The organism is Chamaesiphon sp. VAR_48_metabat_135_sub (genome assembly GCF_031418915.1).
Lineage (GTDB): Bacteria > Cyanobacteriota > Cyanobacteriia > Cyanobacteriales > Chamaesiphonaceae > Chamaesiphon.
Genome location: NZ_JANOJV010000118.1, coordinates 1 through 11,919, shown reverse-complemented (window position 1 = coordinate 11,919; position 11,919 = coordinate 1). Strand labels below are relative to the sequence as shown.

Here is an 11,919-nt window from a genome sequence, read left to right as displayed (position 1 = left end):
CGGGGGAATGTCCAGGTGACTACGGGGGTGGCTGTTTGGGGGGTTAAGCCTTGCTCGATGACGCTGGGATCGTAGACGTGGACGGAGTTACCTTCGGCGGTACAGGGGAAGTAGCCGTAGATCAGTTGGGGTTCTAGCCATTCGCCTGTGAGGATTTTGGCTTTCCATTCGGCGAGGATCGGGTGGACTTTCTCAGCGAGGAATGCGTCGTATTCTTCGCGGGATTGCTCTTTGGGTTTACGGAATTGCCATTGTCCGGCGATGAGGGCTTGGAGATCCATGTGCCAGAATAGATCTTCGAGGGCGATCTCATCTTTGAGGATTTTGGTACCCCAGAATGGTGGTGTTGGTCGATCGATATCTAATGGTACCGCTTCCGATCGCACAGTATCGATTACCGCTGGCTCTTTACTTTCTTCAGTCTGCTGTTTGGGTTCTTCATCTTCGACGGCGACTTTAATTGGGTTGCCATCATCGTCGAGGAAACCGTGGGTGTCGTCCCACTTGTTGCCCTGTTTAGCAGGCATCAGGGCATCCATAAAGTTCAAGTCGGCAAAAGCATCCTTACCGTAGATTACCTGTCCGTTATAAGCCTGTTGGCAGTCTTTGTAGACAAATTTGGGTGTGAGGGCAGCACCGCCGAGGATGATGGGGATGGTGATGCCTTTTTCGTTGAAAACTTCGAGGTTTTCTTTCATGAAGGCGGTAGATTTTACCAGCAATCCGCTCATGGCGATACAGTCGGGTTTGTGGGTTTCGTAGGCTTGAACGATCGCTTCTACCGATTGTTTGATCCCCATATTGACGACCTCGTAACCATTGTTGGTGAGGATGATATCGACGAGGTTTTTACCGATATCATGTACGTCGCCTTTGACGGTGGCAATTACGAATTTACCCTTGGAATTACTCGTACCCGCATCGGCTTTATCCATGTGGGGTTCGAGCAAAGCTACGGCAGCTTTCATCGTTTCGGCGGATTGCAAGACGAAGGGTAATTGCATTTGTCCCGAACCGAATAGTTCACCGACAACTTTCATCCCATTGAGGAGATAAGTATTGATCACATCGAGGGGTGGATATTTCTCGATCGCTTTCATCAGATTCGCTTCCAATCCCACCCGTTCGCCGTCGATAATATGGCGAGTAAGTTTCTCTTCGAGCGGGAGTTTATCATCCTCGGCTTTATCCCGTTTGGTACTCACCCCTTCAAACATGGTGGTGAGCAAACCGAGTGGATCGTAGGTGCAAATATCACCATCAAATTGACGGCGATCGTAAATCAGATTCCGACAGATCTCTTGATGTTCGGGGGTGATTTTAGCCAGTGGTAAGATTTTATTTGGGCTAACGATCGCGGCATCCATCCCCGCATTCATACACTCATGCAGGAACATCGAGTTCAATACTTGACGTGCGGCGGGATTTAAGCCGAAGGAAATATTTGATAGTCCTAATAGAACGTGACATTGGGGCAGGTTTTCGCGAATCATCTTAATTGATTCGACGGTGGCTTTACCATTCTCCCGATCTTCCTCGATTCCGGTGGAAATTGGCAGTGCTAAAGGATCGAAGAAGACTTCGTAGGCAGGAATTCCATATTCTACCGCCGCTCGATATGCTCGTTGGGCGATCGCAAATTTCCGCTCGGCAGTCCGTGCCATCCCTTCTTCATCGATCGTCCCAATGACTATTCCCGCCCCATATTTCTTGGCTATTTCCAATACTTTATAGAAGCGTTCCTCACCATCTTCATAGTTGGTGGAGTTCATTAAACATTTACCCCCCGCAACTTTCAATCCGGCTTCCATTTTCTCCCACTCAGTGGAATCCAACATCAGCGGTAAGCTCACGTTATTAACAACGCGAGAAACCACTTCGTGCATATCCTTGACACCATCGCGACCGACATAATCGACGTTGACATCGAGAATGTGGGCACCTTCCTTGACTTGAGATTTAGCCAGGGAAACTAAACCATCCCAATTCTCTTCATTTAATAAATCGCGACACTTTTTCGAGCCACTAGCATTCAAGCGTTCGCCGATAATTAGGAACGAATTATCTTGATGATAAGGCTGGATTGACATCAACGAAGATGCCGCTGGTTCAAATACTGGAGTCCGTTCTTTTACCTGTAAAGTCGAACCAATTTCCGCTAAAGCTTTGATATGTTCTGGGCGCGTACCACAGCAACCACCAATCACCTGCACACCCCAATCTTCGACGAACTTATACATCGCCAATTTGAGTTCGACGGGCGTTAATTTATAGTGAGCGTGTCCGCCGATATTTTCAGGTAAACCCGCATTTGGCACACAAGAAACCACGAATGGCGATTGTTCACAGAGGTGCTTAATATGGGGAGCCATTAAATCTGGCCCAGTCGCGCAATTTAGACCTAGAATATCGATCGGGAATGGTTGTAATGCCGTTAATAGTGTTGCAATATCACTACCAGACAACATCGTCGCCTGGGGATTTTCAAATGTCGCCGACACCATAATGGGGATTCTAGCCCCTTTATTTTTAAAAACCACCTCAAGTCCATTGATTGCTGCTTTAATTTGCAGCACGTCCATACAAGTCTCAATCAGAAATAGATCCACACCACCGTCATACAAGCCCGTAGCCTGTTCGGTGTATGCTTGCTCTAGCTCTTCATAACTAATATGCCCGATCGAAGGTAACTTAGTACCAGGACCGATCGATCCGGCTACAAAGCGCGGCTTTTCAGGTGTCGAAAATTCCGCCGTACATTTTTTCGCCAGTTCAGCAGCCGTCTTATTGAGATAATAAACCTTGTCTTCTAATCCATATTCTGCCAGCGTTTGATAAGTACCGCCAAAAGTATCCGTCTCGATTACATCCGCACCAGCAGATAAGAAATCCCGATGTACGATGGCTACTGCTTCGGGTTTCGTATGGACAAGATATTCATTACAGCCCTCATATTCAGCACCGCCAAAGTCCTCAGCGGTGAGGTTTTGGACTTGAAGATTGGTACCCATTGCGCCGTCAAAGACGATGACAGGACGTTCAGGACTGTGGAGACGTGCGAGGAAAGGACTGGTCATAGTAATTTTATTTATATGGAGAGTCATAAACTAACGACGATCGAAATATTGCCTAAGATCGCTTAACGATGCCGTTAGTGAGAAATATTACAGGCTTCTATTATAATTAAGTTTTGCCTGACTATTCATCAGCGATGCTACGTAAATCGAGTGTTCGAGACTGTTGGTGCTCTTTCGCTAGAAGCAGTATCAGAGCGGAGCCAATATCCTTAATCTGAACTGACGTTAATTAATGAGTGGAACATATAAAACGACAGGAATCAATCTCAAAGCTATTCCCATCGGTGAAAACGATCGATTGTTGACCATTCTCACCCGCGAACATGGTTTAATTAAAGCGATCGTCCCAGGCGCAAGAAAACCGAATTCTAGTTTGGGTGGACGTAGTGCCCTATTTGTAGTAAATAATTTACTGATTGCCAAAGGTCGATCGCTTGATAAGATTACTCAAGCCGAGACGGTGACTACCTATGGGCGATTGACTGGGGATTTAGGTAAATTAGCCGCCAGTCAATACCTAGCCGAAATCGTTTTAGCTCAAGCCTTGCGAGAACATCCTCAGGAAGAATTGTACGAACTACTGATGCTGCATCTAGGGCGATTAAATGCTCTCGATAAAGGAGATAATACCGGATCGATCGCCCATCTGTGTCAAGGAATCTTTCACCTGTTAGCTCTCGGTGGAATTGCCCCTCAGGTACATAATTGTTGCATTACCAAGCAGTCGATCGAGCCTGATTTTACCATCCTCAACTGGCAAATTGGCTTTAGTACAGAATCTGGCAGCACGATAGAATTAGCCGCAGCAACTGACGATCCTAGCGTTATGGTCAATTATCGGCTGACTGCGCTAGATTTACTCTTATTTCAACACCTATCCGATCCTAGTCTCGAAAAATTAGATTTAGTCATCGATAAGTTTAGCCTCGAAACAATCTCCGATATCGAGTTAGCCAATGTATGGCGGCGGATCGAACGGATTTTGCGCCAGTACATTCATTATCATCTAAATATTCAGATTCGATCGGCAGCATTAATCGATTTGTAGAAAGGGGACTGGGAGACCATTTGTCTTCTAGTTCGGATCTTAGTAGATATCGGTCAACCTAAATAGATGTGCGGCTTCTACCATCACCAGAGACTAATTTTTCGTTTAACATGGGTTGGGACGATCGAATTAAGGAATTCAAAAGCTAGCGTTCAATTAAGTAGCTAGCCAGTATTTGTCTGTTGAGCCTACACCAATCGCTCTAAAATAGAGGATATTTCCCCAATCGTGTTTTAACGTTAATTCCAGCGGTTATCACAGCCCTACCACATTACTCAATGCGACTATCTGATTTTGACAAAGCACCAGAAAATGAATTCACCGATGTTCCCACAACTAGTGAAGCTAGTTCGGAATCGCAGGTAGATCTGGTCACGGGAAAAGGGGATGCTACTGTGCGACCAGAGACGGTAGCGGCAAGTTCAGCTCCCGAACCAGGATTTTTTGCCGTGCTCCAAAATCGGAACTTTGTCACCCTTTGGAGCGGACAGATTTTCTCTCAATTGGCGGATAAAGTCTATCTGGTGTTGATGATTGCCATTATCGAGAGTCAATTTCAATCGGAAAATCAGAGTATTAGTGGTTGGGTATCGGCGATCATGATGGCAAGTACGATTCCAGCAGTATTATTTGGCTCCCTCGCAGGGGTGTTTGTCGATCGATGGCACAAAAAAGAGGTTCTAGTCATTACTAACCTGCTACGGGGTGTTTTAGTACTCTCTGTGCCGTTTTTGTTGTGGTTGACAAAGGGGCAAGTAGTCGCAAACTTACCATTGGGTTTTGAGATTCTCCTGATTGTCTCTTTTTTGGTGTCTACTCTGACACAATTTTTCTCGCCCGCAGAACAAGCGGCAATCTCGATGATTGTTGATAAGCCGAATTTACTTTCGGCAAATTCGCTCTATACTACGACCGCAATGGGTTCGCTGATTGTGGGATTTGCCATCGGCGAACCCATTTTGGCTCTTGCAGATAGTCTGGGCGCAAGTATTGGTTTGGGCGTGAATATCGGCAAAGAATTATTAGTTGGAGCTAGCTATGCACTTGCAGGTATTCTACTAATTGTGATGCGAACGGGAGAAACTAAACAGATCCCCACAGGAGATGAGCCGCATGTTCTAGCCGATCTTCGCGATGGTGTCCGTTATCTCGGAGAACATCAGCAGCTCAAAGGAGCACTGATTAAGTTAGTCATATTAAACTCCGTTATTGCTTCGATGACAGTAGTTGCAGTGCGGATGGCAGAATTACTACCCGAAATCAAAGCTTCCCAATTTGGATTTCTGCTAGCTGCTGGTGGGGTTGGGATGGGCTTAGGTGCGGTAGGATTGAATTATATCGATCGAAAGCTTTCCCGCGCTCAATTGAGCTTGTATGGTTTGTTAGGGGTGGCGGCATCTTTAGTTGGGTTATCATTTTCCCAATCGCTCTGGTTGAGTCTATTATGCTTGGTCGGTATGGGTGTATTTAGTGCGAGTGTCGCTATTCCTACTCAAACTACTATCCAAAGCGAAACACCAGAAGAGATGCGCGGTAAAGTATTCGGACTCCAGAATAATGCCATTAACATCGCCCTCAGTCTCCCGCTAGCACTGACTGGACTAGCTGAAACTGCTTTAGGTGTCCCCACCGTATTATTATGCCTAGCGGCGATTTCAGCTATTGGTGGTATATTCACCCAAAAGTATAATTCGGTAGATTAGTGGATGGTGGATGGTGGATAGTGGATAGTGGATGGTGACTATCCACTATCCACCAGTAACGTCTACATCAAAAAATAATTCGATAATTCTGGTTCATAGGGATCTCAATTCCTGTCTAGAAACTTCACCATTCAACATTCACCATTCACTTCTTGATGGAACCAATCATTCAACTACGCGGAGTCTCTAAAGCTTTTGGTAAGAGCGTGATTTTAGATGGGATGGATTTGGATATCTACCCTGGTGAAGGTTTGGGAATTATTGGACCATCTGGAACGGGTAAATCGACGATTCTGCGGATTGTGGCGGGATTGCTCGCACCAGATGAGGGCGAAATTTATATTCGCGGACAATTGCGGCGTGGATTGATTGAAGATGGTAACGACCCGATTTATATTGGGATGGTCTTTCAACAAGCAGCGTTATTCGACTCGCTCACCGTCGAGGAAAATGTTGGCTTCCGATTATTTCAACAGTCCCGCATTTCTCGCAAACACATTCGAGAATTGGTCGAAGCTAAGTTAGGATTAGTCGGGATGGCGGGTGTATCCGATCGATATCCCGCGCAATTATCGGGGGGAATGCGCAAACGGGTCAGCTTTGCAAGAGCCATTATGTCCAATCCCGAACGTCCTGAAGATAATCCCGAAGTATTATTATACGATGAACCAACAGCAGGTTTAGACCCGATCGCGTCTACCGTCATTGAAGATTTAGTCAGAGACCTACAGCAAGCCGAAGGCGGTTGCAGCACTTACGTGATGGTTACTCACCAAGATAGTACCATCCGCCGCACGACCGATCGAATCGTCTTTCTCTATCAGGGTAAGGTGCAATGGGATGGTAAAACCCATGAAATCGATACCACGGACAATCCCCTAGTGCGCCAATTTTTTAGTGCTAGCACCCACGGCCCAATTCACGTCATCGATTAAATCGATTCTCGCTGCTCAACCGATGAGAGTACCGAAAAGTGAGTGTAAAATTTTCGATCGACTCAATACCGATCTTTTGTAGGTATAAAAACACATACTAAAATATAAGCCGAATCATCTATCTCCCTTCCTGACATAGCAAATACCCAGGAAACCATCGATTGAGACAAATGAGATCTATATTTTGCATGTGTAAAAATATACTAAAAAATATGGATGAATCGAGTCTAAATCGATGGTTTGCAGATACCAATCTTGATATTAGTGTTAGAAAGCAATTTAGTCTGGGCATTCTGAGAACATGAAGATATTTCATCTTCGGTTACCCGATTTGATTTGGGTAAGGACTTGTATTTGTTCTGCTTGCCATGTCAGTGATATCGATCATTAAAAATCACGGTTTTACGACACACAAGCAAAACAGATCGAGCAAATTCCATGCATTTTACCAAAACAATAGGAATCTCAATGATGAATTTCAAATCTTTAGTCTTAACAACAAGTATTTCCATAACTGGTATTGTAGCTAGCGGATCTGTCGCTCCAGCTCAAGCTTTCACCACCTATTTCGGTCAGGACTTAGGATCTATAACTACTGGTATTCGCACCAACTCGGTTGCCAAAGAAGCTGAGTTTCTCGCTCGTCTTACTACAATTGGTACTGAAAATTTTGAAGGTTTCACGACTGGAGCTACTGGTGTAAATGCTACTTTTGGAGCTACTGGTATTACAGGTAACATGGTATCTACAACAGGTGCTGTAGGATCGGGTTCAAGTTCAGTAGGACGTTTCCCAGTTTCTAGTACTCAGTACTATGAAGTTGGTAGTGGTACTTTCACCATCAATTTCAACACTGCTGTTGCGGCTTTCGGTTTTTATGGCACCGATCTTGGCGACTTTGATGGACAATTGACCCTGGGTCTCAGCAATGGTAGCACTTTAACAGTGCCACACACCTTTGGACCTAATCCTCTTGGTGCTCCCAATGGCTCCTTACTCTATTATGGATTGATTGCTGATAATGCTGGTGAGACTTTTACTAGCATGACATTCGGTAATACACAACCAGGTGTTGATTTCTTCGGATTCGATGATTTAACAGTTGGTACTTTAGCACAAGTAGTTCCGCCGACTGGTTCTACTGATGTACCCGAACCTTTCACCATCATCGGTACTCTTGTTGGTGGTTCCGCAGCATTACGCATGAGAAACAACCTCAAATCTAGCACCAAAGCGTAGAGCTTAGACATATGGGTAGTTGATGTTCTAGTTTGAAAGGTACCATAAGTAATTATGGTGTCTTTTTTTGTGTTTCCAATTCCCGAATCCCGAATCCCGATTTATGAAGTTTTTACTGTAATTAATACGGATTTTTTTTTAGTATAGAAAAGTACTCTAAGTGTAGTAAGTAAATAAATACATTCTCTTGCTAATGTAAGAAATACGAACAATTTTATAGATTTTAGAGCTGTAAGAATATATTAAAGATGTATAAAAAATGGCACAAATATCGATCGATCGAGCCTAAATTTCTTGCTAACGAACAATATATGGGTAGAAATAGGGCTTGCTAATATTAGCAATTCAGATAGACTGAGTATATTAAAAATGCGAAGATACTTTTACATCTTCATTCGCTCAGGGAATAGCTTGTATTTGTCGAGCTAAATCTTTCAGTGGAATTGATACCAAAAAACACGGTTTTCTACTGCCAGATAAGTGAAACAGATCGAGCAAGATTAACGTATCCTACCACAACAACAGAAACCCGATTATGAATTTTAAATCTTTAGTCTTGACAACAGGTGTTGCCTTCACTGGTCTCGTAGCTAGCGGATCTTTCGCTCCAGCGCAAGCAACAGTAGCAACTTTCTTCAATAGTACATCTACTGGAGCTAACCAGTTTGACTCACTCGTAACCGGAGCTGGCGGCACTGTAGTTATAGACGCTTTGACAGGTCTAACTGCTGGCCCAAGCATCAATCGTGGTGCCTACTCAATTAGCCGAATTAACGGTGCTACCTTGAATCCAGACTCCTATGGCACTCTGAATGGTCAGGTCTTCAACATCAATCCTTCCTCCACTGATGTTCAAGCCTCCCGTACTAGTGGCATCCAATTCAGCTTTAATAGTGCAATCAACGCCTTAGGTTTTGAAGTGGGCGACTGGGGAACTTGTTGTCAGCCTTCATCTCTGTATATGTCTTTTAACAACGGTCCTGCCATCAAAGTCGGAACATCGACGGTAGTTGGCGATGTGCAATACAATGGCGTATATGAGGCATTTACTGGTGCGATCGATGATACTGGTACGTTTAGCACAGTACAGTTCTGGGGCGATGGTTTAGGCGAGCTTCTCTATGGTGGTGGTCGAATTCGCTATGCTAATGTAGCACAGGGATCTCTGCCTCCTTCTACTGATGTTCCCGAACCTTTCACTATCGTTGGTACCCTCGTTGGTGGTTTCGCAGCATTACGCATGAAAAAGAACCTCAAATCTAGCACCAAAGCATAGAGCTTAGGCATGTTTAGCTAATTGATATGTCAATTTGAAAGACACCATAGGTAATTATGGTGTCTTTTTGGTATTGTTGGCTGTAGGAGATTCCAGTAAGATCGAAGTATTGCAATATCGATGCTTGAGATGATCGATCCGACATCCATTAATTCTAGTTGAGTTGCCGAGATCTACCCACCCCGCCCTTTGGGCACCCCTCCGAGGAGGGGATTTTATACCCTAGTCATTAAGCCTACTGTGTATATATGGGTTTGCCAGACTGCGTTTTGGACTGGTTTACACCAGTGCTCCTTGCCATGAAAATCCCCTCCTCGGAGGGGTGCCCGTAGGGCGGGGTGGGTAAGGTCTACGCAGCAACTCAAACAAAACTCGATCGATCCACATCTTCAAACCTCACCATCACATGTCAACAGATCGACACCTACCAATTTACCTGGATCATCATGCGACAACTCCGGTAGATCCGCGCGTTTTGGCGGCGATGTTGCCATATTTTACCGAACATTTTGGCAATCCGACTAGTACCACCCATCAGTATGGTTGGGCGGCAGAAGCTGCTGTGACTGGAGCAAGAGAAACTATCGCCGCAGCCATCGGTGCGAGTGCCGAAGAAATTGTGTTTACCAGTGGTGCAACGGAAGCAAATAATCTCGCGCTCAAAGGAATTGCCGAAGCATATTTATCGAAAGGGCAACATATTATTACTCTGAATACCGAACATAATGCGGTGTTAGATCCTTGTCAATATTTAGAATCACTGGGATTTTCAGTTACTTATTTACCTGTAAAACCGGATGGTTTAGTCGATCTTATTCGACTAAAAAATGCCTTTCGTACTGATACAATTTTAGTATCAATTATGGCAGCAAATAATGAAATTGGTACGATCCAACCACTTACTGAAATCGGTAAATTATGTCGAGAACGAGAAGTTTTATTTCATACCGATGCCGCTCAAGCGGTCGGTAAAATTCCCTTAGATGTTAACTTATTAAATATCGATCTGATGTCACTCACCGCTCATAAAGTATATGGGCCAAAAGGGATTGGCGCACTATACGTCCGCCGCCAGCATCCGCGCGTGAAATTATCACCGCAATTGCATGGTGGCGGACACGAACGGGGAAGGCGATCGGGTACACTATATCCACCGCAGATCGTCGGCTTTGCTAAAGCGGTAGAAATCGCCCTGGCAGATCTCGACAATACCACAGCTAAATTGACCGAATTACGCGAGAGGTTGTGGTCGCAACTGAGTTCGATCGACGGTATTTATCTCAACGGACATCCCACCCAACGACTAGCGGGGAATCTAAATATTAGTGTGGCTGGAGTCGATGGAACTGCGCTCCTACTGGGTTTGCGTCCCACTGTCGCCCTCTCCTCGGGAGCCGCTTGTAGTTCGGCCAAAATCGCCCCTTCCCACGTCTTGCAGGCACTAGGACGATCCGAATCTCTCGCATATGCTGCACTTAGGTTCGGAATTGGGCACAATAATACAGTAGCGGAAATCGATCGAGTCGCAACGGCCACGATCGAGACGATTCAAAGTCTGCGGAAGTTAGCTTTGAGATCGTAACAGCAATAACTGGTTGCAAGCGACGATTCTCGATCGTGGGAATAATCCAAAATCCAAAATCCAAATGACAATTTGCAGGTATAATCGAAGATAACCAAGAGCGATCGCCTCAAGGAAGAACAAACTCAACCAATCTTCCCAATACTTTCGGTAATCCAAACTCCGAAGCGATCGTCTACTGGACAAAATTTTCGTGGATTCTGGACATACCACCATCCTTGTAGCTAATTACTAAGTGCAATGGATCTAGTGAGGATTGGAAGATCGCGCCAGTCCGCCCTATTGTAGGCAGCTACCGACACAACTCTCTTGAGAGTTGACATCACTCCCTGGGCAATCATCTGTAAGAGGTAAGCCCAATTTCTACGGATTTATTCGGAGATGATATTTGGGTGAATTCTGCTTCAGAGCAAGTGGGTCTTTGACCATCGAGTTGCCGGGGTGCGGGATTCAAAGGAAATCAGTAGATCGAGATCGAAAAGCTCGGGCCGTCAGTCCAAATTTCAGTGGCAACTAACTGGCGTTAGCGTTAGTATGTGCCGCTGCTTCTAGAGCATCGATGACCTATTTCCGATCGTGTTTTGCCACAACTGCGGTTGCACTAAAGTGTAGCAGCTAATGTGGTGAAGTAGGATCTAGGATCTCAGTTATCCCAGCATTGAACCTGACCATCGGGAGCTATGCATCTAAATCCTTAGCGTAAGTGCCTCATTTAGCACTCAACGACGCAGATAGATGTCAACCATCTAGCCACCGATTGCACGCTCGAATCGATCGTTAAGTATCCCCAGGAACAAGTGAATATTTCGGTTCGTGCCGCCAGTCTCTAATAAGTTCAAACCAGTTAGCTACTTTCATACATTATATTACATTATACCAGCGATGCTCGGCACCTGTCGATTCTAGGCGACCGAATGGGCTGCTAATTTTCGAGGAAATTGAATGCCAAAGCAAATAATTATTGCGGAGCAACACCGCATTGGTGCCGTATTTGGGGAAGACCAAATTCAAGAATTGGTAGTAGCGACCGGACAACATCAGGTCAGTGATATCTATCTT

The 11,919-nt window shown here is 45.0% G+C and carries 7 protein-coding genes; 6 read left to right on the top strand and 1 reads right to left on the bottom strand.

Features of this window, described 5'->3' with window-relative positions:
• Positions 1–3,077: methionine synthase (gene metH, locus RMO55_RS08685; RefSeq protein ID WP_310425829.1), on the bottom strand; the 3,077-nt coding region annotated here is incomplete at its 3' end.
• Positions 3,078–3,309: 232 nt separating this feature from the next.
• Between metH and recO the strand changes: the two genes are divergently transcribed.
• From recO to RMO55_RS08655, 6 genes are all read left to right on the top strand, one after another.
• Complete coding sequence (gene recO, locus RMO55_RS08680; protein ID WP_310425828.1) at positions 3,310–4,125, top strand: DNA repair protein RecO; 816 nt, start codon at positions 3,310–3,312, stop codon at positions 4,123–4,125.
• 278 nt (positions 4,126–4,403) lie between these two features.
• Positions 4,404–5,828: an MFS transporter gene (locus RMO55_RS08675; protein ID WP_310425826.1), complete on the top strand. Its 1,425-nt coding sequence runs from the start codon at positions 4,404–4,406 to the stop codon at positions 5,826–5,828.
• 155 nt (positions 5,829–5,983) lie between these two features.
• Positions 5,984–6,763: an ABC transporter ATP-binding protein gene (locus RMO55_RS08670; RefSeq protein WP_396134232.1), complete on the top strand. Its 780-nt coding sequence runs from the start codon at positions 5,984–5,986 to the stop codon at positions 6,761–6,763.
• Positions 6,764–7,231: 468 nt separating this feature from the next.
• Positions 7,232–8,002, top strand: a complete 771-nt coding sequence (locus tag RMO55_RS08665; RefSeq protein ID WP_310425823.1) for a hypothetical protein — start codon at positions 7,232–7,234, stop codon at positions 8,000–8,002.
• A 535-nt stretch (positions 8,003–8,537) separates the two neighbouring features.
• The gene (locus tag RMO55_RS08660; RefSeq protein ID WP_310425821.1) at positions 8,538–9,278 is read left to right on the top strand and encodes a hypothetical protein; all 741 of its coding nucleotides are present in this window, start codon (positions 8,538–8,540) and stop codon (positions 9,276–9,278) included.
• 406 nt (positions 9,279–9,684) lie between these two features.
• A complete protein-coding gene (locus RMO55_RS08655) occupies positions 9,685–10,860 on the top strand; it encodes an aminotransferase class V-fold PLP-dependent enzyme (RefSeq protein ID WP_310425819.1) in 1,176 nt (391 codons plus the stop codon).
• Positions 10,861–11,919: the final 1,059 nt, after the last annotated feature.

Bases quoted from the DNA above. Each gene is read 5' to 3' on its own strand.
- RMO55_RS08665 (WP_310425823.1), top strand. From the start codon at position 7,232: ATGATGAATTTCAAATCTTTAGTCTTAACAACAAGTATTTCCATAACT.
- RMO55_RS08670 (WP_396134232.1), top strand. From the start codon at position 5,984: ATGGAACCAATCATTCAACTACGCGGAGTCTCTAAAGCTTTTGGTAAG.
- recO (WP_310425828.1), top strand. From the start codon at position 3,310: ATGAGTGGAACATATAAAACGACAGGAATCAATCTCAAAGCTATTCCC.
- RMO55_RS08675 (WP_310425826.1), top strand. From the start codon at position 4,404: ATGCGACTATCTGATTTTGACAAAGCACCAGAAAATGAATTCACCGAT.
- RMO55_RS08655 (WP_310425819.1), top strand. From the start codon at position 9,685: ATGTCAACAGATCGACACCTACCAATTTACCTGGATCATCATGCGACA.
- RMO55_RS08660 (WP_310425821.1), top strand. From the start codon at position 8,538: ATGAATTTTAAATCTTTAGTCTTGACAACAGGTGTTGCCTTCACTGGT.